Source organism: Duganella radicis (assembly GCF_009720825.1).
Taxonomy (GTDB): Bacteria; Pseudomonadota; Gammaproteobacteria; order Burkholderiales; family Burkholderiaceae_D; genus Rugamonas; species Rugamonas radicis.
Genome location: NZ_WNKY01000010.1, coordinates 25,117 through 45,156 on the forward strand (window position 1 = coordinate 25,117; position 20,040 = coordinate 45,156).

General features: G+C 62.2%; 23 protein-coding genes. 12 read left to right on the forward strand and 11 right to left on the reverse strand.

Translation table 11 applies throughout. The annotated features are described in order from the left end of the window. Positions 1 to 71 precede the first annotated feature (71 nt). Both GM676_RS11450 and GM676_RS11455 read right to left on the reverse strand, forming a co-directional pair. Positions 72 to 653 carry a 2-hydroxychromene-2-carboxylate isomerase gene (locus GM676_RS11450; RefSeq protein WP_155463700.1) on the reverse strand — a complete coding sequence of 194 codons (582 nt, stop codon included), beginning with the start codon at positions 651 to 653 and terminating at the stop codon, positions 72 to 74. A gap of 9 nt (positions 654 to 662) precedes the next feature. Further along, on the reverse strand, positions 663 to 1,499 hold the full coding sequence (locus tag GM676_RS11455) for a CmcJ/NvfI family oxidoreductase (RefSeq protein WP_229262641.1): 837 nt from the start codon (positions 1,497 to 1,499) through the stop codon (positions 663 to 665). 79 nt (positions 1,500 to 1,578) lie between these two features. Between GM676_RS11455 and GM676_RS11460 the strand changes: the two genes are divergently transcribed. After that, positions 1,579 to 2,478: a LysR substrate-binding domain-containing protein gene (locus tag GM676_RS11460; RefSeq protein WP_155463701.1), complete on the forward strand. Its 900-nt coding sequence runs from the start codon at positions 1,579 to 1,581 to the stop codon at positions 2,476 to 2,478. A gap of 57 nt (positions 2,479 to 2,535) precedes the next feature. On the opposite strand, the gene GM676_RS11465 is transcribed toward GM676_RS11460, so the two are convergent. After that, positions 2,536 to 4,548, reverse strand: coding sequence for a methyl-accepting chemotaxis protein (locus tag GM676_RS11465; protein WP_155463702.1), 2,013 nt, complete (start codon positions 4,546 to 4,548; stop codon positions 2,536 to 2,538). Positions 4,549 to 4,673: 125 nt separating this feature from the next. On the opposite strand from GM676_RS11465, the gene GM676_RS11470 reads away from it, so the two are divergent. Both GM676_RS11470 and GM676_RS11475 read left to right on the forward strand, forming a co-directional pair. Next, the gene (locus GM676_RS11470; RefSeq protein ID WP_155463703.1) at positions 4,674 to 5,129 is read left to right on the forward strand and encodes a hypothetical protein; all 456 of its coding nucleotides are present in this window, start codon (positions 4,674 to 4,676) and stop codon (positions 5,127 to 5,129) included. Then, a complete protein-coding gene (locus GM676_RS11475) occupies positions 5,126 to 6,022 on the forward strand; it encodes a DUF2145 domain-containing protein (protein ID WP_155463704.1) in 897 nt (298 codons plus the stop codon). The genes GM676_RS11470 and GM676_RS11475 overlap by 4 nt, the downstream gene beginning before the upstream one ends. Here the strand turns inward: GM676_RS11475 and GM676_RS11480 are convergent. The 3 genes from GM676_RS11480 to def all read right to left on the reverse strand — a co-directional run bounded on the left by GM676_RS11480 (position 6,019) and on the right by def (position 8,265). Then, a complete protein-coding gene (locus GM676_RS11480; protein ID WP_155463705.1) occupies positions 6,019 to 6,657 on the reverse strand; it encodes an NAD(P)H-dependent oxidoreductase in 639 nt (212 codons plus the stop codon). The genes GM676_RS11475 and GM676_RS11480 overlap by 4 nt on opposite strands. A gap of 99 nt (positions 6,658 to 6,756) precedes the next feature. After that, the gene (fmt, locus tag GM676_RS11485; protein WP_155463706.1) at positions 6,757 to 7,707 is read right to left on the reverse strand and encodes a methionyl-tRNA formyltransferase; all 951 of its coding nucleotides are present in this window, start codon (positions 7,705 to 7,707) and stop codon (positions 6,757 to 6,759) included. A gap of 15 nt (positions 7,708 to 7,722) precedes the next feature. Then, on the reverse strand, positions 7,723 to 8,265 hold the full coding sequence (gene def / locus GM676_RS11490; protein ID WP_155463707.1) for a peptide deformylase: 543 nt from the start codon (positions 8,263 to 8,265) through the stop codon (positions 7,723 to 7,725). Between the two features lie 173 nt (positions 8,266 to 8,438). Here def and GM676_RS11495 point away from each other — a divergent pair, with 173 nt between their 5' ends. The 4 genes from GM676_RS11495 to GM676_RS11510 all read left to right on the forward strand — a co-directional run bounded on the left by GM676_RS11495 (position 8,439) and on the right by GM676_RS11510 (position 14,116). After that, positions 8,439 to 9,536, forward strand: a complete 1,098-nt coding sequence (locus GM676_RS11495) for a LysM peptidoglycan-binding domain-containing protein (protein ID WP_155463708.1) — start codon at positions 8,439 to 8,441, stop codon at positions 9,534 to 9,536. A gap of 8 nt (positions 9,537 to 9,544) precedes the next feature. Next, complete coding sequence (dprA, locus tag GM676_RS11500) at positions 9,545 to 10,756, forward strand: DNA-processing protein DprA (RefSeq protein WP_371866199.1); 1,212 nt, start codon at positions 9,545 to 9,547, stop codon at positions 10,754 to 10,756. A 43-nt stretch (positions 10,757 to 10,799) separates the two neighbouring features. Next, positions 10,800 to 11,264, forward strand: coding sequence for a Smg family protein (locus GM676_RS11505; RefSeq protein WP_155463709.1), 465 nt, complete (start codon positions 10,800 to 10,802; stop codon positions 11,262 to 11,264). 197 nt (positions 11,265 to 11,461) lie between these two features. Further along, the gene (locus GM676_RS11510; protein ID WP_155463710.1) at positions 11,462 to 14,116 is read left to right on the forward strand and encodes a DNA topoisomerase III; all 2,655 of its coding nucleotides are present in this window, start codon (positions 11,462 to 11,464) and stop codon (positions 14,114 to 14,116) included. Between the two features lie 28 nt (positions 14,117 to 14,144). On the opposite strand, the gene GM676_RS11515 is transcribed toward GM676_RS11510, so the two are convergent. Beyond that, on the reverse strand, positions 14,145 to 14,810 hold the full coding sequence (locus GM676_RS11515; protein ID WP_155463711.1) for a hypothetical protein: 666 nt from the start codon (positions 14,808 to 14,810) through the stop codon (positions 14,145 to 14,147). 37 nt (positions 14,811 to 14,847) lie between these two features. On the opposite strand from GM676_RS11515, the gene GM676_RS11520 reads away from it, so the two are divergent. The 4 genes from GM676_RS11520 to GM676_RS11535 are packed head-to-tail and all read left to right on the forward strand — an operon-like array spanning position 14,848 to position 16,770. Then, a complete protein-coding gene (locus GM676_RS11520; RefSeq protein WP_211923210.1) occupies positions 14,848 to 15,411 on the forward strand; it encodes a PH domain-containing protein in 564 nt (187 codons plus the stop codon). A 33-nt stretch (positions 15,412 to 15,444) separates the two neighbouring features. Continuing rightward, a complete protein-coding gene (locus GM676_RS11525; RefSeq protein WP_155463712.1) occupies positions 15,445 to 15,942 on the forward strand; it encodes an O-acetyl-ADP-ribose deacetylase in 498 nt (165 codons plus the stop codon). Between the two features lie 35 nt (positions 15,943 to 15,977). Then, positions 15,978 to 16,373, forward strand: coding sequence for an NAD(+)--rifampin ADP-ribosyltransferase (arr, locus tag GM676_RS11530; RefSeq protein WP_155463713.1), 396 nt, complete (start codon positions 15,978 to 15,980; stop codon positions 16,371 to 16,373). 10 nt (positions 16,374 to 16,383) lie between these two features. Next, on the forward strand, positions 16,384 to 16,770 hold the full coding sequence (locus GM676_RS11535; RefSeq protein ID WP_155463714.1) for a DUF488 domain-containing protein: 387 nt from the start codon (positions 16,384 to 16,386) through the stop codon (positions 16,768 to 16,770). 4 nt (positions 16,771 to 16,774) lie between these two features. Here the strand turns inward: GM676_RS11535 and GM676_RS11540 are convergent, their stop codons facing one another. The 4 genes from GM676_RS11540 to GM676_RS11555 all read right to left on the reverse strand — a co-directional run bounded on the left by GM676_RS11540 (position 16,775) and on the right by GM676_RS11555 (position 19,013). Beyond that, positions 16,775 to 17,065, reverse strand: coding sequence for a type II toxin-antitoxin system RelE/ParE family toxin (locus GM676_RS11540; protein ID WP_155463715.1), 291 nt, complete (start codon positions 17,063 to 17,065; stop codon positions 16,775 to 16,777). After that, entirely contained in the window at positions 17,050 to 17,238 is a 189-nt protein-coding gene (locus GM676_RS11545; protein ID WP_155463716.1) for a hypothetical protein, read from the reverse strand. The genes GM676_RS11540 and GM676_RS11545 overlap by 16 nt, the downstream gene beginning before the upstream one ends. Before the next feature lie 93 nt (positions 17,239 to 17,331). Further along, a complete protein-coding gene (locus GM676_RS11550; protein ID WP_155463717.1) occupies positions 17,332 to 17,997 on the reverse strand; it encodes a hypothetical protein in 666 nt (221 codons plus the stop codon). Further along, positions 17,994 to 19,013, reverse strand: coding sequence for an NADP-dependent oxidoreductase (locus GM676_RS11555; RefSeq protein ID WP_155463718.1), 1,020 nt, complete (start codon positions 19,011 to 19,013; stop codon positions 17,994 to 17,996). Before GM676_RS11555 ends, GM676_RS11550 begins: the two co-directional genes overlap by 4 nt. Before the next feature lie 76 nt (positions 19,014 to 19,089). On the opposite strand from GM676_RS11555, the gene GM676_RS11560 reads away from it, so the two are divergent. Continuing rightward, complete coding sequence (locus GM676_RS11560) at positions 19,090 to 19,992, forward strand: LysR family transcriptional regulator (RefSeq protein ID WP_155463719.1); 903 nt, start codon at positions 19,090 to 19,092, stop codon at positions 19,990 to 19,992. Positions 19,993 to 20,040 lie beyond the last annotated feature (48 nt).

The following is a 20,040-nucleotide window of genomic DNA, read 5'->3' on the forward strand; positions in this document are numbered from 1 at the left end:
CGGTCTGAGATTATACGGCATCCCTGAATAAGCTTCAGCCAAGAGAGGCATCGCCGCAACAATCTGCTGTTTCAGCCAGTAGCGCGGGCTAGCGCGTCGGTCAGGCGGTCGTTGCCCCAGTACATATCGGGGCCGACGAAGAAGGTGGGGGCGCCGAAGATGTGGAGGGATCTGGCTTCCTCGCCGCGGGCGCGCAGGCGGACTTTGTTGTCGTCGGATTGCGCGGCCGTCAGCAGGGCTGCGGCGTCCAGTCCGATGCCGGTGAGGATGGTGGCGATGACCGCTTCGCTGCCGATGTCTTCGTCGTGCTCGAAGTTGGCCAGCATGGTGCGGGCGCAGAACTCCGCCATCCAAGGCTGGTGTTCGCCCAGCAGCGCCACACGCGCCGCCAGCAGCGAGCGGCGCGGGAATTCGGACGGCTGCCGCCATGGCAGCCCGTATTTGGCGCATTCGCGCGGCATGTCCTGCCAGACGTAGTCGCCCTTGTCCTTTTGCAGCACGAACGGCGAGTTGTCCCAGCCCTGTTCCTTGAAGATGGGGCCCAGCAGGAACGGCTTCCACTGCACCGCCACCTCCTTTTGCCGCGCCAGCCGCAGCACGCTCAGGTAGCTGTAGTTGCTGGCAAAATCGAACCAGCAGGCGATTTCTTTCATGACGGTCTCCTAGGCGTAAATCAGCAGGCAACGGATTTCGATGCTTACCCGTGGCGGCGCATCCGGTGGTGCGGACGGATGTTCAAAAGCCGCGTGCGGCGTGTGGCAGGCCGGTGTCGCGGAATCGAACTGTTTGAAGATCAGCACCTCGTCGCGCGTCATGGCCGGGAAGTAGGACCATGCGTGTTCAGGATTATGCAGCAATTGGTAGATTTCGCCTGTGCGTTCGGGATAAATGATGTCGCTGGCGATCAGGTCTCTGGCAGCCACGGTGCGCGCGTCGCACATGGCCAAAGGCGCGTCCAGCACGGGATGGCGGATCGAGCGCCACAGGTTGAGGATGGCGTAGCGCCGCACTTGTTCCGCGCGCGGGCCAAGCTCGAGCAGCAAGCGCCGCTGCGCCGAGGTGGCGGTGAAGTCGCAGTGCACGCGGCCGGCCGCGCCTGGACGCTGGCCCGCGATGCGGCCGAAGGCTTGCGGCATCCCGGGCTGGCGCTGGCGCACCAGATGGTCGAAGACGAAGGCTTCGCTGGCGCCGGAAACAGACAGCGCCAGTTGCGCCATCTCCGGGTAGTAGTGCCGCACGATGTCTTCCTTGTCGCCGAAATCGCCGAGGGTGGAGGGCGCGTGGCGCAGGGTGTAGCCTTCGCGCTCCAGCGAAGTGGCTGTGCCGCGTGCATCGTGGATGGTGACGGATTTGCGGACGTAGTCGGCATTTTCCGCTGGCTGGCCGTCGGGCGGCGCATACATCCATGTGTGCGGGCGTTGCGTTGTCGGGCAGAGGTATTCCAGCGTGGTGGCGATGGCGGGTGTCATGGCTTGCTCCGTGGTGTGGCGATGGCTCATTGAATCGCATCGGCGGGGCGCGCTCAAACGGTATTTCGGACGCTTTCACATTCCTCATGTGCATGTGATACATTGGCTTATGCCCAATCGACTCCTTGATCTGCCGTCGCTGGACTTGCTGCGTAGTTTTGTCGCAGTCGGTCGGCGCATGAGTATTACCCTGGCGGCGCAGGATCTTTGCCTGACGCAGTCGGCGCTCAGCCGGCAGGTGCAGGCGCTGGAGGCGGCGCTCGGTTATCCGCTGCTGGTGCGCGGCTATCGTTCGATCGAGTTCACCGGCGAAGGACGGCGTTTGTTTCGCAGTGCGGATGCGATGCTGGAGCAGTTGGGGGAGGTGATCGATGCATTGCGCCCGGGCGAGGGTCGGCAAGCCGTCACCATCAACGCCAGTATCGGCGTGACGGCTTTGTGGCTGTTGCCGCGCTTGAACGCTTTTCAGCAAGCCGCGCCGGGCGTGGATGTGCGCGTGGCGGCCAGCAATCGCTTCGCGGATCTGGAACGCGAGCAGATCGATATGGCGATACGCTATTGCCGCGAGGAGGATGCGCCGGCGGGTGCGCTGCGCTTGTTCGATGAGGCGCTGGTGGCGGTGGCGCATCCGTCGCTGGGCGTGCAGGCGATTGAACAGCAATTGCGCGAGCAGACCTTGCTGGAGTTTGATGATGCTTCGCGGCCCTGGCTGCAATGGCCGGCCTGGTTGCGCGCGGCCGGCGCCGGACGAGGCAAGCCGCGCAGCGTGCTGCGGTTTAATCAGTACGATCAGGTGGTGCAGGCGGCGCTGGCGGGGCAGGGCGTGGCGCTCGGTCGCTTGCCGCTGGTGCGCGACCTGCTGGCGCAAGGACGATTGGCGCTGGCCAGCAAACAGCCAGCCGCCGCATCCGATTACGCCTACTGGCTCCACACCCGCGCCGCGCTCTCGCCGAACGCGCGGATCGTCCGCGACTGGATCATCGCACAGGCTGGGGCTCCACAAGCGTAAAGCTGCCGCGTCCCAAGCGCCCGCCGTCGCCGGCACTGCCGCGCGGGACGCTCGTGGCTAGCGCGACTGGCTCAGTTGCAGTGCCGGCTTGGCCAGCTTGGCGGTGCGTGGCGGGGCGGCGAGTTGCGGGCTGCTGTCGCTGTCCAGCTTGAACACGCTCATCGACGATATCAGCGCTTGCGCCTGCTCTTGCAGGCTGGCCGAGGCGGCTGCGGTCTGTTCGACCAGGGCCGCGTTCTGCTGCGTCATATCGTCCATCTGCGTGACAGCCTGATTCACCTGCTCGATGCCGGCGCCTTGCTCGGCCGACGCCGTCGCGATATCACCCATGATGTGGGTGATGCGCTCCACGCTCGCCACCACTTCGCCGATCGCCTTGCCGGCCTGCTCGGCCAGCGCATTGCCGGCATCGACCTTCTCCACGCTGGCGCCGATCAAATCCTTGATTTCCCGCGCCGCCGCCGCCGACCGCTGCGCCAGATTGCGCACTTCGGACGCGACCACCGCAAACCCGCGCCCCTGCTCGCCCGCGCGCGCCGCTTCCACCGCCGCGTTCAAGGCCAGGATATTGGTCTGGAACGCAATCCCGTCTATCACCGCGATGATGTCCACAATCCGATGCGAACTGGCGTTGATCTCGCCCATGGTCTGCACCACTTGCGCCACCACCTCGCCGCCCTTGCTCGCCACGCTGGACGCGCTGCCCACCAGCAGATTGGCCTGCCGCGCATTCTCCGCATTCTGCTTGACGGTGGACGTCAACTGCTCCATCGACGACGCCGTCTCCTCCAGATTGGACGCCTGCGACTCCAGCCGTCCCGACACATCCGCATTGCCGCTGGCGATATCGCGCGTGGCCGCGCCGATGTTGTCGATGCTGGTCCGCACATCCTTCACGATGGTGCGCAGGCTGTCGTTCATCTCGCGCAGCGCGCGCAGCATCTGGCCCACCTCGTCCGGCGCGCCGACATCAAAGTCCGACACCAGATCGCCGCGCGCCACGCTCTGCGCCACAGTGATGGCATTTTGCAGCGGCACCGTCACCGAACGTGAAATCACGCGCGCCACCAGCCCCGCCACCGCGATCAGGCCCAGCATGCAACCCAGCATGGTCCAGCGCGTGCGGTGGAAGGCGGCGATCTTGTCGCTCAACATGCTCTGCAATTCCACATTGGCTGCCGTGTTGAGCTTGAATTGCAGGTCGATGGTCTGGGTTGCCAGGGTGACGTAATCCGGCGCCGGATACTCCGGCGTTTCCTTGTTCAGGATTTGTTCGCTGGCCAGCCGCGTCAGCGCGGCAGCGGCGGCGTTGGCTTCATTCATCAGCGGCCCCAGTTTCGTCCCGATCTCCGGGTTGTAGCTGACCGCTTTGTCGAAGGCGGTATGGGTCTGATCGAGCCTGTCGTTCACCCGGCCGATGATGGACGACAGCGCAATCCGTTCTTCCGGCGTGGCCGTTTTGCGCGCCAGCAGGCCGGCGCCCAGCGCGCGCGTGCGGCCCAGTTCCTCGGTCAGATAGGGCAGCTGGTAGTACATGGACTGGATCAACTGGTAACTGTCGCGGTCCGGATCGAGACTGAGGCCGAAGTGATCGCCCACCCGGTCGTTCAGCTTGAGCAACTGCGGTACCAGCGCGCCATGCGCGGCAAAGCTTTGCGGCACCGTCAGGGTTTTGCCGCTGACACCGGCGCGCAGGGTTTCCCAGTCGCGCCGCGCCTTGTCCCAGATTTTATCGACATCGGGATTGTGCATCTCTTTGACCAGGACATCGACCTTCTGATACGACTGATCGGCCTCGGCCTGCTTGGCCTGGCGTTTCTCCTCGGTGCCTGAGACGCCGCCCAGCACCAGCGCCGCCAGGCCACGATGCTGCTGCGTCAGCTGCACCGTGCGCATGATTTCCGCCACCTGCGGCAGGCCTTGCTGCTCGGCTTCGTAGGCACTCAGCCCTTTGGCGGCCTCTTGCACGTAGAAGTAAGTGGGGATGCAGGCCAGCAGTAGCGCGATCACGCTGAGGAACAAAAACTTGTGCGCCAGGCGCAGTTGGCCAAGGAAGGAATAGGTCGGCATGACAATCTCCAGAGGAGCGCTGTTCTGTGTTCATCATATGCCTGATTTGGTGATAATCGGAGAGATTTCTTTCTGTGCGCCACCTTTTTGTGGCGTAAAATTCTCCCATTTGCCGCGTTGAGGAAATGTTGATGAAGTGCTCTTTACGTTTGATGACCGTTGTCGCCGCGCTGGGTTTCGCCTTGAATGCGCAGGCAGAAAGCATTGCCTCGTCGGCCTCCAGCGCCGGCTCGGCTTCCAGCGGCAGCGTGTCCGATTCGCTGTCCGGTTCCAGTAACAGTTCGCACAACGGCCGCAAGGTGGCGGATGGCGATTACCGCATCATCCAGATCGCCGCCACCCCGGACCATGCCGGCCGTACCCGCGTCACCATGCAGGCGGAAGATCCCGAGCAGCGCATCGTGCTCGACTTGCCGGACACCACCTTCGATCGGCAGCAGCTGGCTGTGGGGGATGCCATGTACGCGCACAACCGCGTGTACGGCATCGAGTTCGGCCGCGCCGATAATCGCCAGCCGTTCTATCTGGTGCTGGCCGACGAGTGGTATGGCGAACTGGCCTCGCGTCCGCTGAGCCTTTGAACCGCGTCACGACGCTGCTGTTGTGCCTGCTATTCAGCGCAGGCGCGGCGCATGCTTCTTCCGCGCGCTTTTGCGACCGCTCGCAAGAACTGAGCGCCGCCGCGCAAGATCGCCTGCTGCGCTTTGCCGCCGTGCTGCGCGAAGAACTGGCCGCCAGCGACGACAGCGTGGCGCTGGTCAGCCGCTCCGGCCTCGACCTGTCGCGCTTCCACATCCGTTATTCGCATGGCGCGCTGGCCTGGCGTTCCACGGCGGGCGTGTGGTCGGCGCGCCAGCTGTACTACGCTTGCGATGAACGCCGCCCGCGCATCTACGACCAAGGCCTGGCCGGTTTCGCGCTCGGCACCGACGATCCCAAGCTGGGCTACCTCAGCATCGTGCGCATGCCGCCGCAAGCGGTGCTGGCGTTGAAGCCCGCGCTGCTCGATACGCAACGCGCGCTGCACCTGCTGGCCGCGCAATACAGCGCCAATGCTTACGCCTACAGCCTGCGCTACCAGAACTGCAATCAATGGCTGATCGAAATGCTGGCCGCGGGGTGGGGCGGTCTGCCGGACAGTGAGGATTTGAGGGGGCGTGCGCAAGCCTGGCTGCGCGATGAACGCTACGCGCCGCAGCCGGTGGAGGTCGGCTCGCGCTTCTGGATGCTGGCCTCGTACTTCGTGCCGCTGCTGCATCTGGACGATCACCCGGACGAGGACCGCGCCGCGCTGCAATTACACATCAGCCTGCCAAGCACAATAGAGGATTTTGTGCGCGCCCGCTTTCCGCAAAGCGAGCGCATCGAACTGTGCCACGATGAAAAACAAGTCGTCATCCATCGCGGCTGGACGCCGATCGCCGAAGGCTGCAAGCCAGCCGAGGGCGACCGTGTCATCTCACTGCTGGATTAGTTCAGTTCAGTGACGAACTTCTCGCGCGGACGGCGCACTTTTTTCAGGTTGACCAGCCAGTCGCCTTCCGGCTGGCGATAGCCCAGCGGCAGGATGACCACGCTGCGCAGGTTGCGCTCTTTCAGGCCGAGGATCTGGTCGACGGCGGCCGGATCGAAGCCTTCCATTGGCGTGCTGTCCACGCCTTCGGCGGCGGCAGCCACCAGCGCCACGCCCAGGCCGATGTAGGCCTGGCGTGCGGCGGCGTCAAAGTTGGCGGCGTCGCCGCGCGCGGCCACGATGCCGTGCAGCTGCTTGCGATAGGCTTCCCAGCCCTCGTTGATGAAACCGCGCACTTCGTTGGTGTAATCGAAAGCGGCGTCGATGCGGGCAGGGGTGATGTTGTCCCAGGCGGCGAACACCAGCAGGTGCGATGCGTCGGTCACTTGCGACTGGCCCCATGCCACTTCGCGGATCTTGGCGCGCAGGCCGTCGTTCTTCACCACGAACACTTCGAACGGCTGCAAGCCGCTCGAGGTTGGCGTCAGGCGGATGGCTTCGAGAATGCGGTTCAGCTTCTCTTCATCCAGCTTTTTGCTTGAATCGAATTTCTTGGTGGCGTAGCGCCAGTTGAGGTGATTGATCACGTCGCTCATATGCATATTCCCTTTGTGTATAAGGCCCGGCGCCAAATGGCCCGGGCGACAAAGCATCATAACGAATATGCGGAGATCGTGCTTGAGACCGCTAATTTTTCAGCTGAAGCGCAGGCCTTCCAGAGGGAAGCCCTTGATGAACTCGGCCGCAGGCAGGCGCTTGCCGCCCGGTTTCTGCAACTGCGTCAGACGCAGCGCGCCGCTGCCGCAGGCGACCACGATGCCGTGCTGCGCATCGGCCGACAGCACTTTGCCGGCCGGGCCGCTGGCGTCGACCAGTTCCGCGCCCCACAGCTTGATGTGGACATCGTTGACCGTGCCGTGCGCACCCGGGAAGGGATTGAAGGCGCGGATCTTGCGGCCAATTTCCACCGCGGATTGGGTGAAGTCCAGCGCCGCTTCTTCCTTGCTGATCTTGGCGGCGTAGTTGACGCCTTGTTCCGGCTGCACCACGGCTTCCAGCTGGTTGTGCCGGTACTTGTTGAGCGCTTCCACAATCATCTTGCCGCCCAGCGCGGCCAGCTTGTCGTGCAGGCTGCCGGTGGTGTCGCTGTCTTCAATCGCCACGCGTTCGATCAGCAGCATCGGGCCGGTATCCAGGCCTTCTTCCATTTCCATGATGGTGATGCCGGTTTCCGTGTCGCCCGCCTCAATCGCGCGATGGATCGGCGCGGCGCCGCGCCAGCGCGGCAGCAGCGAACCGTGGATGTTGAGGCAGGGCTTGATGTCCAGCGTGCTGCGCGGCAGGATCAGGCCATAGGCCGCCACCACCATCACATCGTACGGCGTGGACAGCAGGCGCTGATGCGCGGCCTTGGCTTCTTCGGCGCGCCGCGGGTCCTTGCTGTCCATGCGCAGCGACAGCGGCTGCAATACCTCGATGCCTTTCGACACCGCGTACTGCTTCACCGCCGACGGCTGCAACTGCATGCCGCGGCCGGCGGGGCGGTCGGGCTGGGTCAGCACCAGCGGGATTTCAAAACCGGCCTCATGCAGCGATTGCAGGGCCACGGCGGCAAATTCCGGGGTGCCGGCGAAGATGACTTTCATGGCTTATGCATTCGATCAGTAACGGCGGCCTTGCGCGCGCAGCTGGGCTTCGCGCTGCATGCCGCGTTCTTCCTTTTGCAGCTTGGTCTTGATGCGGTTGCGTTTCAGCGGCGACAGGTATTCAACGAAGACCTTGCCTTTCAGGTGATCCATCTCGTGCTGGATGCACACGGCCAGCAGGCCGTCGGCGTCCACTTCAAACGGTTGGCCCTTGACGTCGAAGGCGCGCACCTTCACTTTCGATGGACGCTCGACGCCATCGTAGACGCCCGGCACCGACAGGCAACCTTCGTCATAGACCTGCTTGTCGTCGCTGCTCCACAGGATTTCCGGATTGATGTAGGCGACCAGGCCGGTCTTGTCCTCGGTGATATCGATGACCACCACCTGCTCGTGCACGTCGACTTGCGAAGCGGCCAGGCCGATGCCGGGCGCGTCGTACATGGTTTCGGCCATGTCGGCCACCAGCTTTTCCAGGCGCTCGTCAAACGTGGTGACCGGCGCGGCCACTTTGTGCAGGCGTGGATCGGGGTAACGCAGAATATTTAAAATTGCCATGATGACTAAGTGAAAACTATGTGAATGCCTTGCTAATGACCCTGTCGCAGCACGGTTTTCCCGAGCGCGGTTTCGCTTGCTAGTTCAGGGTTTTATGGGCAGAATTTGATTCAATTTGGCAAGCTTTACTGCTCTGCTGCCGTGTGCTTGCGGCGCACTTACTGGATCTATTAATGAAAAATTTTAGCACAGTCGGTACCCGCTTAGCATTCACCACCCTGCTGGCGGCCGCCTCGGCGGCCTCGGCCGCGCCCCTCACATGCGAATTCCGTCCCGATGCGCCGGACAGCCACACCGTGGTCAAGGGCGACACCCTGTGGGACATCTCCGGGACCTTCCTGCAAAAGCCGTGGTGCTGGCCCACGGTCTGGGGCATGAACCGCGAGGAGATCGCCAACCCGCACTGGATTTATCCGGGCCAGATCATCTGGTTCGACCGCGCCGCCGGCCGTCTGCGGCTGGGCAACCGCATCGAGGCCGACGGCGGTGTCGCCGCCGTGCCCGGCGACCGCTTGCAGCCGCGCATCCGCACCGAGGGCCTGGGCAAGGACGCGGTGCCGTCGATTCCGCCCGGCGTGATTGAACCGTTCCTGACCCAGCCGCTGATCATCGAAGACGACGAGCTGAAATCGGCGCCGCGCATCATGGCCACGCAAGAGGGCCGCGTGTTCCTGGGCAAGGGCGACAAGGCTTATGTGCGCGGCGATTTGAAGGGCAACAGCGCGTTCCAGGTGTTCCGTCCGGGCACGCCGCTGAAGGATCCGGTCACCAGGCAAGTCATCGGCTACGAAGCGTTCTACCTCGGCACGCTGAAATTGCAGACCGAGGCCAAGCCGGGCGCCGATGTGCACACCTTCACCGTGTCCACCGCCAACCAGGAAATGGGCAAGGGCGACCAGTTGCGCGCCGTGCCGCCGACGCCGCTGCAAAACTATGCGCCGCATCCGCCCGGGCAGCCGGTGGTCGCGCGCGTGGTGGCGGTCTACGGCGGCGTGACGCACGCCGGCCAGAACCAGATTGTCAGCATTAATCGCGGAAAGCTTGACGGGCTCGATATCGGCGCTGTGCTACAGCTGTACCATGCGGGAAGAACTGTGAGCGATTCCACGGCCAAGACCGGCTGGTTCGGGCGCGAACAGCAGGTCAGGCTGCCGGATGAGGAAGTGGGTAGCTTGTTTATCTTCCGCACGTTCAAGCATATTTCCTACGGCTTGATCATGCAGGTGACGGCGCCGGTGGAAGTGGGCGACGTCGCCAAGTCGCCGGAGTAACCCGTGCCGTGCAAGCCACGGAATCCCCTGCCGAATTGACCTGGCCAGAGCTGGCGGGCTGGCTGCGTCTGCAACAGGCCGATGGCGTCGGCCTGCTGACCGCGCACAAGCTCCTGGAATGCTTTGGCACCCCGGCCGCCATCTTCGAAGCCAGCCGCGCCCAGTTGCTTGAAATCGTCACCCCGCGCCAGGCGGACGCCTTGCTGTCGCCGCTGCGCGCCCGCCGCGCCGACACGCCGTTGGCGGCCGCCTTCGGATCGTCTGATGCCGCTGCCGGATCGCATGGCGCCGCGTTGCCGGCGGCCGGGCAGGGCTGGGTGGAGGCGCAGTTGGACGCCATGCTGGCCTGGCAGGCGCAGCCCGGCCACCGTCTGCTGCCCTTCGGCCATCCCCTCTATCCGGAATACCTGAGCCAGATCGTGGCCGCGCCCCTGCTGTTGTTCGTGAAAGGCCGCCTCGACCTGCTAGCGAACCGCGCGGTGGCCGTGGTCGGCTCGCGCAACGCCAGCCGCCAGGGCATGCTGAACGCCGAACGCATGGCGCAAACCCTGTCCGATGCCGGCGTCACCGTGGTCTCCGGCCTGGCCCTCGGCATCGACGCCGCCGCCCACCTCGGCGGCCTGAGTGGGCCCGGCGGCACCGTCGCCGTGCTTGGCACCGGCATCGACCGCATCTATCCCGCCCGCAACGCCGCACTCGCGCGCCGCATCGCCGAAGAAGGCTGTTTAATCAGTGAATGCGCTCTCGGCACGCCGCCCACGCGCGACAACTTCCCGCGCCGCAACCGCATCATCAGCGGCCTGTCGCGCGGCGTGCTAGTGGTGGAGGCGGCGGAAAAATCCGGCTCCCTGATCACCGCCCGCCTGGCGGCCGGGCAGGGCCGCGATGTGTACGCCGTTCCCGGCTCGATTCATGCGACACTATCGAAAGGCTGCCACGAACTGATACGCGAGGGCGCCCGGCTGGTGGAATCCGGCGCCGATGTGTTGGCCGACATGCAATTGCTGGCCGACGGCCAGGCCGGCGCCCGTGCCGCGCTGGACGATAGTTTCGTCGACCGCGTGCTGGACGCCATGGGCGATGATCCGGTGCAGGCCGATGTGCTGGCCGAGCACCTGAACCAGCCGGCCGGCGAGCTGCAAGGCCAGTTGCTGGCGCTGGAACTGGCCGGCCTGCTGGAACGTTTGCCGGGAGGAATGTTTCAGCGCCTGAGAGCATGAACAACACTTGTCTCCGATTCGTTTTAACTGATAGAGTAGAGCCATGTTCGACGTCCTTGTTTATCTCTACGAGACTTATTACCGTCCCGATGCCTGCCCTGAACCGGCGGCCTTGGCCAAGAAGCTGTCGGCTGTCGGTTTTGACGATGTCGAGATCTCCGAAGCGCTGGTTTGGCTCACCGACCTGACCGCCATGGCAGGGGTGGAACATTCGCTGACCGCCGCTTCCACCGGTACCCGCTTCTACGTGGAAGAGGAAACCGACGCGCTGGGCGCGGCCGCCATCGGCTTCATCCAGTTCCTGGAATCGGCCAAGGTGTTGTCTCCGCTGCAACGCGAAATCGTCATCGAACGGGCGCTGGCGCTGGACGAGGCGCCGGTGTCGTTGGGCAAGCTCAAGGTCATCGTCCTGATGCTGCTGTGGAGCCAGGGCAAGGAACCGGACGCCCTCATGTTCGACGACCTGTTCGGCTCGGACGAAGACCAGGCGCCCCGCCTGTTGCATTAAAGCCCGTAAAAACTTCCCTCAATGCAACAAACAACGCCATAATCGGCGCGGAATTGTTGTAGGCTTGCGGTGCGATCGGCAATCCGCTTATTATTGGCGCTTTGACAAGACTGTCACGGAAACATGCAGATTGCCCCGCGATCCATGTATGATGCGCATGCTGTCCCCCCAAAGTGTTAAAAACGAGATACTAAAATATGAGCAAAACCCTCATCATCGCCGAAAAACCGTCGGTCGCGAATGACATCGCGAAGACGCTGGGCGGCTTCACCAAGCACGATGAGTACTTTGAATCCGACGAGTACGTGTTGTCCTCCGCCGTCGGTCACCTGCTGGAAATCGCCGTCCCGGAAGAACACGACGTCAAGCGCGGCAAATGGAGCTTTGCGCACTTGCCGATGATCCCGCCTTACTTCGCGCTGAACCCGATCGCCAAGACCGAGGCGCGCCTCAAGGTGCTGAACAAGCTGATCAAGCGTAAAGACGTCACCACCCTGATCAACGCATGCGACGCGGGCCGCGAAGGAGAACTGATCTTCCGCCTGATCGCGCAGAACGCCAAGGCCAAGCAACCGGTCAAACGCCTGTGGCTGCAATCGATGACGCCGACCGCGATCCGCGACGGCTTCTCGCACCTGCGCAGCGACGACGAAATGATGCCGCTGGCCGACGCCGCCCGCTGCCGCTCGGAAGCGGACTGGCTGATCGGCATCAACGGCACCCGCGCCATGACCGCCTTCAACTCGAAGGAGGGCGGCTTCTACCTGACCACCGTGGGCCGCGTGCAAACGCCGACCCTGTCGATCGTGGTCGAGCGCGAAGAAAAGATCAAGAAATTCGTCCCGCGCGACTACTGGGAAGTGCGCGCCGAATTCGTCTGCGCCGCCGGCGTGTACGAAGGCCGCTGGCTGGACACCAAGTTCAAGAAGGACGAAACCGATCCGGAAAAACGCGCCGAGCGCCTGTGGAGCAAGGCCGCGGCCGACTCCATCGCGCTGGCCGTGCGCGGCAAGCAGGGCAACGTCACCGAGGAAGCCAAGCCGACCACCTCGATCTCGCCGGGCCTGTTCGACCTGACCAGCTTGCAGCGCGAAGCCAACTCGCGCTTCGGCTTCTCGGCCAAGAACACGCTGGGCCTGGCGCAGGCACTGTACGAAAAGCACAAAGTGCTGACCTACCCGCGTACCGATTCGCGCCATCTGCCGGAAGATTACCTGGCGACCGTGCAGCAGACGCTGGAAGTGGTGAAAGAGAACAACAACTATCACCAGTTCGCCAAGCAAATCCTGGACAAGGGCTGGGTCAAGCCGAACAAGCGCATCTTCGACAACACCAAGATCTCGGACCACTTCGCGATCATCCCGACCACCATCGCGCCGAAGAACCTGTCCGAGCCGGAACAGAAACTGTACGACCTGGTGACGCGCCGCTTCCTGGCGGTGTTCTTCCCCGCCGCCGAGTTCCAAGTCACCACCCGCTTTACCGAAGTGTCGGGCCACACCTTCAAGACTGAAGGCAAGGTCATGACCAATCCGGGCTGGCTGGCGATCTACGGCAAGGAAGCCGACGGCGACGATAAAGAGAAGGAAGGCAACAACAAGAGCCTGGTGCCGGTCGCCAAGGGCGAGAAGGTGCTGACCGATCGCGTGGACGCCAACGGCCTGGTCACCAAGCCGCCAGCACGCTACACCGAGGCGACGCTGCTGTCCGCCATGGAAGGCGCCGGCAAGCTGGTGGAAGACGACGAACTGCGCGACGCCATGGCTGGCAAAGGCCTGGGCACGCCAGCCACGCGCGCCGCCACCATTGAAGGCCTGCTGACCGAGAAGTATCTGCTGCGCGAAGGCCGCGAACTGATGCCGACCGCCAAAGCTTTCCAGCTGATGACGCTGCTGCGCGGCCTGGGCGTGAACGAACTGACCGCGCCCGAGCTGACCGGCGAGTGGGAATACAAGCTGTCGCAGATGGAGAAGGGCAAAATCTCGCGTGACGAATTCATGCGTGAGATTGCGCAGATGACGCAGGTGATCGTCAAGCGCGCCAAGGAATACGACAACGACACGATTCCGGGCGACTACCACACCATGCGCACGCCGTGCCCGAACTGCGGCGGCGTGGTGAAGGAAAACTATCGCCGCTTCGCCTGCACCAAGTGCGACTTCTCGATGAGCAAAACGCCCGGCGGCCGCCAGTTTGAAATCGAGGAAGTGGAACAACTGTTGAAAGACCGCACCATCGGTCCGCTGCAAGGCTTCCGCTCCAAGATGGGCCGTCCGTTCGCGGCGATTCTGCGCATCGTGCGCGATGAGGATATCAACAACTTCAAGCTGGAGTTCGACTTCGGCCAGAACGACGATTCGGAAGATTCGGAACCGGTGGACTTCAGCGAGCAGACGCCGCTGGGGCCGTGCCCGAAGTGCAATGGCGGCGTGTACGAAATGGGCCTGGCCTACGTGTGCGAACACACTGTGGCCAAGCCGAAGACTTGCGACTTCCGCAGCGGCCGCATCATCCTGCAACAGGAGATCCTGCCGGAGCAAATGGCCAAGCTGCTCAACGACGGCAAGACCGACCTGCTGCCAGGCTTCATCTCGCAGCGCACGCGCCGTCCGTTCAAGGCCTTCCTGGTGAAGGGCAAGGACGGCAAGATCAGCTTCGAGTTTGAAGAGCGCAAGGCCAAGCCGGGTGCGAAAGGCAAAGCCGCCGCAGCGGAGGAAGGTGCCGAGGAAAAAGCCGCGCCGGTGAAAAAAGCCGCTGCGGCGGTGAAAAAGCCGGCGGCGAAAAAAGCCGTAGCCAAGAAACCAGCGGCCAAGAAAGCGGCACCTAAAAAAGCTGCCGCCACCGCAGAGTAAAAAAACGGGACCTTCGCGGTCCCGTTTCTTATTGTGTCGCACCTTTCTCCAGCGCCGCAAGATAAGCGCTGGACGCGGCGGCCCGCGCCATCTTCTCCTGCATGTGCGCGACCTCGTATGCGTGGATATCGTTAATGACCTGCTGCGCGGCCTCGTAGCGGTCGATTACATCGTCGTCGTGGAAAAGCAGCTGGCCGTCTTCGATGCTGATGACATCGCGGTGTTCATCGACGATAGTGAACATCTCGCGCACCGCCGCGATCCAGCGATCACGATTCGCATAAAACTCCGCCTGCTCGGCGAGCGTGCGATTCAAGGTTGAAACCAAGCCCTGCTGATATTCATGCACCTTCTCCGCCGGCAACGTGGCGATAGCTGCGGCAAGCTGCTCCATTACCGCCGGCACGAACTTGGCAAACATCTGCTGATGTGCCTGATGCAGCTCTGTGAGTTTGGCGACCGTATGAAGCGCCTGGCGGGTGCCATCGGCGGTCGCCACACTCTCCAGCGTAAAAAGCCGCTCCAACTGCAACCCAGCTTGCGCCTGCTGATACGCCGTCTGCGCCTGCTGCGCCACTCCGCCAACCTGCCGCGCGAGTTGAATCAATTGAAGTTCAGTTGGATGCATTAGCCAATCCGGATCGATAAAAAGATTGTAAATTCTATCATTTAATGAATACCATTCGATCCACAAGGAGTATCCTGATGACCTTTCTCCAATCGCATAACCTATGATGAACGAGCTATCAGAAGAAGTCCGTCGCGAGCTATTGCCGGGGGAGCAAGTGCTTTGGTCGGGCAGGCCGCGTCAAGGCCTGGTACTGCGTGGTTCCGACGCGCTCGGAATTCCCTTTAGTTTGTTGTGGTGTGGCTTTGCAATATTTTGGGAACACAGCGTCGTCACGTCGAACGCCCCCGCATTCTTCAAGTTGTGGGGCATTCCCTTCGTGCTCGTCGGCCTGTATATGGTTATCGGCCGATTTTTCTTCGAAGCACGGCAACGTGCGCGCACTTTCTACGCGGTCACGCCCGAGCGCATACTCATTGTGTCCGGCGTTTTTTCGCGGCAGGTTAAATCGTTGAGTTTGAACACGCTCTGCGATGTCTCGCTGACTGAAGGCCGCAACGGCGAGGGCGACATCACGTTCGGACCGCAAAGCCCTTTCCCGTCCTTTTTCGGCAATTCAGGATGGCCGGGCGCACGGCAGCAATCCCCCAAGTTCGAGCTGGTGACGGGAGCCAAGTCGGTATATGAGAAAATCAGAGAGGCTCAGCGTGGTTCGTTTGCCACCTGAGCGGGAAGTCTATGCGATGTTCAGGGGTGAAACATGAAGGCGATCAAAGCGGATATCACCGAGCTGGCGGTCGATGCCATTGTCAACGCCGCCAATTCATCGTTGCTCGGCGGTGGTGGTGTTGATGGCGCTATTCATCGCGCGGCGGGGCCTGAGCTGGTGCAGGAATGCCGCTTGCTCGGCGGCTGCAAAACGGGCGACGCTAAAATCACCAAGGGCTACCGGCTGCTTGCCAGGCACGTCATCCACACCGTGGGACCGGTGTGGCGCGGCGGTGATCATGGCGAGCCGCAACTGCTGGCGTCCTGCTATCGGCGCTCGCTGGAACTGGCGGTGGCGAATGGTGTGCACAGTATCGCCTTCCCCGGCATCAGCACCGGTATTTATGGCTATCCCGTCGAGCAGGCTGCCGAGATCGCTGTTGCGACCGTGCGCGCTGCGCAGTTTAAAGGTGCGGTGATCTTCTGCTGCTTTTCCGAGGCAGATCTCCGCGTCTATGAACGCATACTCAATAGCGACGGAATTGAATAGCGTTGGGGAGTAACGCTAAAGCATGGAGAATATGTATGACCGTTTTAGACACTGGACCGTTTTACCATGGTACGAAAGCTGATTTGCAGGTCGGTGATTTTCTGACTGCCGGTTTCAGATCCAACTATGACGACAGCGTGGTGATGAATCACATCTATTTCACGGCCCTGCCGAAGGGGGCCGGACTTGCTGCGGAAATCGCCAAGGGGAATGGCAAGCCTCGCGTCTACATTGTTGAGCCAGCCGGGGAGTTTGAGAATGATCCCAACGTCACCGATAGAAAATTCCCAGGTAACCCGACGCGGTCGTACAGGTCCAAGTCGCCTTTAAAAATTGTCGGCGAGCTCGACAGCTGGGAGCTCTTCGATTCCGAGTTCGTGCAAAATCTCAGAAGCCGCGTTGCGGCAGGCATGGGAGAAATTATCAATTAGTGGGTGGAGCATGGCGATACGTATCGTTCGGTTGGGCACGGAGCGTGCCAAAGATGAAGGCGTTCGCATTGGCACGGTGCGTCGTCCGCCGCGAGGTGTGCCCAAGGCCAAGTTCGCTTCGGATAATTGGTACGATGTTTGGTATCCGAATTTGTCGCCCAGCGCGGAGACCATGCAGCTGGGGCTGCATGCCGAAACACCGGCGCAGTGGAACAGTTTCGTACGCAAATACAAGGCCGAGATGGCAGAGCCCGAAGCCGCCCATTCTATCGCGCTGTTGGCGACACTCTCACATCAAACCAATTTTTCAGTCGGTTGCTATTGTGAAGATGAGTCCCGCTGCCACCGTTCAATCCTGCGCGAGCTTCTCATCAAGGCTGGCGCCAAAATGACATAGTTGTCTAACGATTTCTGAGGCGTCGGCGAGCGTGGATCACGGCCAGGATGTTGATCGTATCCAGTTCGATACGATAGATGAGCCGGTAATGGAATACGATGCGTTGACGCAGGTTTGCATCGTTCGCTTCGGGAACAACTGCGCCTAAATGGGGAAAGCGATCCAAGTCATCAGCAACCGCCAGAATCTTTTTGACTACCCTGGATGCATTTGATTGCGAGTCCTGGGCGATACGATCAGCAATCGCTTCTATATCCTCGGTCGCGGAATCGGACCATATTATCTGCCTAGCCATTTGCTGAGGCGCTGCTTCACGTCTTCTTGCGAAAGTGAACCACCAGCTTTGATACGTTCCTCGCTGTTCTTGACCTTTGTGAGGACGTAAAGATGGTATTGAATGTCGTCGAGCGAGCAGTCGTCCGGCAACGAATCCAGAAGGCTGATGACTTGTTGCTTGGCGGGGGACATGTTCTTCTCCGATTGAATGCGTTCCATGAACTTTAGTATAGCTCCAGTCAATGCCATTGACCGACCTCACTATATTTGCCGGAACAATCTGTCTTACCTGAGGTCGTCCGTGTAGAAGTAGATGGTGCCTTTGATGGCATCACAGCGGATGTGCAGGGCGGTGGCGAATTCCGCTGGTGTGGGTTCGCGCAGGGCTTGCTTGATGAGGGTGATGGACTCGGTCGAGGCGCCCGGCGCGGCGCGGTAGGCCAGGATGTGGTCGTAGTCGGGGCGGCTGTCGATTTGTTTTATCAGGTAGCGTTGTTTGCCGCTGCCGATCTGCATGTAGGTGGCGGTGCCGTTGGCGCCGGTCTCTGGCGACAGTTTGCGAAACATGAGCACTTTGTCGACCACGATGGTCGATGCCGCGTACTGCGTTTTGCCGCCTTGTTCGAAATGACCCAGCACCAGATCCGCTTTGAAATGCTTGAGCGGCGAGGGCGCTTGCGGGGCCAGGCGCGAGAGTTCGAATTTTTCTGGCGCGATGGTCCACAAGGCGGTCTTGCCGTCGAGGCGGCGACGCAGTGCGGCGTCGGTGACGGGATCGGCGACGTGCACTTGCAGCACCACTTGATAATCATGTGGCGCATGGAACATCGGCAGGTGCGACGCATACAGGCCCTCTTTGCCGCCGAACAGGGCCATGCCGTGTTCGCCGTAGGTGGCGTCGGCAGCGTGGGCGCTGCCGGCCAGCAGTAATGCAAGCAGTGCCGTCTTCATGCGCGCACCAGCAGTTTGCCGAGGTGGTCGCCGGTGAACAGCGAATTCAGCGCCGAGGGAAGTTGTTCAAAGCCGTCGATCACGGTTTCTTCGAAGATGATTTCGCCCGCCTTTACCCATGGGCCGACGATGCGGATCATTTCATCCATGCGGTGCAGGTAGTCGCGCGCCAGCAGGCCCTGGATGGTGGCGCGCTGGTACAGCATGTGGTGCAGCAGGCGCGGGCCGAGTTCCGGCGTCTCCAATCCGCCGCTGTATTGGCTGATCTGGCCGCAAATGACGATGCGCGCGCGGCGATTGATCAACGGGATGACGGCGTCCGTCACCATGCCGCCGACGTTGTCGAAGTAGACGTCCACGCCACCAGCGAGGCGTTTGATTTCCGCGCCCAAGGCATCGGCATTGGCAAACGCTTTGTAGTCGATGGCCCAATCGGCGCCGAGCTTGTCGCGCAGCCATGAGCACTTGGCTGCGCCGCCGGCGATGCCCAGCACGCGCGCGCCGTGGCGCTTGGCGAACTGCACCACCAGCGATCCCACCGCGCCAGCCGCGCCGGACACGACCACCACTTCACCCGCATGCGGCTTGCCCGACTCGGTCAGGCCAAACCATGCGGTGCGGCCGGGCATGCCCAGCACGCCGAGTGCGGTGGTCACTGGCGCAACCTCGGGATCGATGCGCTTCAAGCCGCTGGCGTGCACGCGGGCGTGGGTTTGCCAGCCGGTGTAGCTTTGCACCCAGTCGCCTTCGGCAAAGCCGGACGCCTTCGACGCCAGCACTTGCGCCACCACGCCGCCTTGCTGCACCGTGTTGAGCGGATGCGGTTCGGCGTCGTAGGTCGGCTTGCTCGACTGGCCGATACGCATGTAAGGATCGACGCTGAAATAGCGCGCTTCAATCAGCACTTCGCCATCGGCCAGCGTGGTGTCCAGCGCTTGTTCGACGCGTTCGTAGTGGTCGGTGGTGATCTGGCCCGCCGGCTGGCGGCGGTAGATCCATTGTCGGTTCGTGATCATAGTCGTGGAATGGTAAGATGACGGGCTTGTCCAGTAAAGCAACTTAAACTCACTTTTCGTATCCCATCAGGAAACTATGAATCTCAGCGATTTGCGCATTTTCGTCAGCGCGGCGCGCCGGCCTTCGCTGGGCGCGGCGGCGCTGGAGATGCATCTGACGCCGTCGGCCGTGTCCAAAGCCCTCAAGCGACTGGAGGACGAATTGGGCAAGCCGCTGTTTGATCGCAGCAGCAAGCAACTGGTGCTCAATGACAGCGGCCAGTTGCTGCTGAAGCGCGCACAGACCTTGCTGGCGCTGGCCGACCAGGCCAAGGCTGATCTGATGGGCGAGCAGGCCGCCATCGATAGCCGCATCGGCGGTCCGGCCATCCTGCTGTGGCGGCACGGCCAGATGCTGTCGCGAGCGCTGAGCGCGTATCCGGAAGCCAGCCTGCGCATGCAGGCCATGTTTGAAGACGAGGCATTGGCCGCGTTGGCGCGTGGCGATATCAACGCCGCCATCGTCACCAGCGATGTGATCGAAGGACGTGGCGAGCATTGGTCGGACGAGTGGGAGGTTACGCGATTGGGCAGCGTCACGCTGCATCTGATGGCGGGCAAGGCGCATCCGCTGGTGAAGGCGCGCAAGTTAAAAGCCAGCGCGGCGCAGGTGTTGAAACATGATTTCGCCTGCCCGTCGCGCTCGATGTTCTGCGGCGTGCAGCGCGGCGCGCATTCCGATGGCTGGCGCGACGATCAACTGCCGCGCAAGATCCGCTACTGGACCGACGACCTGCAATTGTTGCTGACGCTGGTGAAGGCAGGGCAGGCATTGGCCTATCTGCCCGACTTCGCGCTGGCCGACAGCGAACTGCGCCGCATCGAGGTCACCGACTGCGCCTTTGAATGCGTGGAGCAGGTGGCGCTGGTGTGGAATCGCGCGCGGGCCGGCGCCTGGCAGCGTGAATTGGCCGAGTCACTTGCCGGATACAACTCGTAACTTTTCTTACGGAACTGTGGTCGTCTTGCTGTGAAGCGGCCGCGTTGA

Excerpts from the sequence above, each read along its gene's own strand:
- GM676_RS11450 (WP_155463700.1), bottom strand. The coding sequence starts at position 653 with ATGAAAGAAATCGCCTGCTGGTTCGATTTTGCCAGCAACTACAGCTAC.
- GM676_RS11455 (WP_229262641.1), bottom strand. The coding sequence starts at position 1,499 with ATGAGCCATCGCCACACCACGGAGCAAGCCATGACACCCGCCATCGCC.
- GM676_RS11460 (WP_155463701.1), top strand. The coding sequence starts at position 1,579 with ATGCCCAATCGACTCCTTGATCTGCCGTCGCTGGACTTGCTGCGTAGT.
- GM676_RS11465 (WP_155463702.1), bottom strand. The coding sequence starts at position 4,548 with ATGCCGACCTATTCCTTCCTTGGCCAACTGCGCCTGGCGCACAAGTTT.
- GM676_RS11470 (WP_155463703.1), top strand. The coding sequence starts at position 4,674 with ATGTTGATGAAGTGCTCTTTACGTTTGATGACCGTTGTCGCCGCGCTG.
- GM676_RS11480 (WP_155463705.1), bottom strand. The coding sequence starts at position 6,657 with ATGAGCGACGTGATCAATCACCTCAACTGGCGCTACGCCACCAAGAAA.
- fmt (WP_155463706.1), bottom strand. The coding sequence starts at position 7,707 with ATGAAAGTCATCTTCGCCGGCACCCCGGAATTTGCCGCCGTGGCCCTG.
- def (WP_155463707.1), bottom strand. The coding sequence starts at position 8,265 with ATGGCAATTTTAAATATTCTGCGTTACCCCGATCCACGCCTGCACAAA.
- GM676_RS11495 (WP_155463708.1), top strand. The coding sequence starts at position 8,439 with ATGAAAAATTTTAGCACAGTCGGTACCCGCTTAGCATTCACCACCCTG.
- GM676_RS11505 (WP_155463709.1), top strand. The coding sequence starts at position 10,800 with ATGTTCGACGTCCTTGTTTATCTCTACGAGACTTATTACCGTCCCGAT.
- GM676_RS11510 (WP_155463710.1), top strand. The coding sequence starts at position 11,462 with ATGAGCAAAACCCTCATCATCGCCGAAAAACCGTCGGTCGCGAATGAC.
- GM676_RS11520 (WP_211923210.1), top strand. The coding sequence starts at position 14,848 with ATGATGAACGAGCTATCAGAAGAAGTCCGTCGCGAGCTATTGCCGGGG.
- GM676_RS11525 (WP_155463712.1), top strand. The coding sequence starts at position 15,445 with ATGAAGGCGATCAAAGCGGATATCACCGAGCTGGCGGTCGATGCCATT.
- arr (WP_155463713.1), top strand. The coding sequence starts at position 15,978 with ATGACCGTTTTAGACACTGGACCGTTTTACCATGGTACGAAAGCTGAT.
- GM676_RS11535 (WP_155463714.1), top strand. The coding sequence starts at position 16,384 with ATGGCGATACGTATCGTTCGGTTGGGCACGGAGCGTGCCAAAGATGAA.
- GM676_RS11540 (WP_155463715.1), bottom strand. The coding sequence starts at position 17,065 with ATGGCTAGGCAGATAATATGGTCCGATTCCGCGACCGAGGATATAGAA.
- GM676_RS11545 (WP_155463716.1), bottom strand. The coding sequence starts at position 17,238 with ATGTCCCCCGCCAAGCAACAAGTCATCAGCCTTCTGGATTCGTTGCCG.
- GM676_RS11550 (WP_155463717.1), bottom strand. The coding sequence starts at position 17,997 with ATGAAGACGGCACTGCTTGCATTACTGCTGGCCGGCAGCGCCCACGCT.
- GM676_RS11555 (WP_155463718.1), bottom strand. The coding sequence starts at position 19,013 with ATGATCACGAACCGACAATGGATCTACCGCCGCCAGCCGGCGGGCCAG.
- GM676_RS11560 (WP_155463719.1), top strand. The coding sequence starts at position 19,090 with ATGAATCTCAGCGATTTGCGCATTTTCGTCAGCGCGGCGCGCCGGCCT.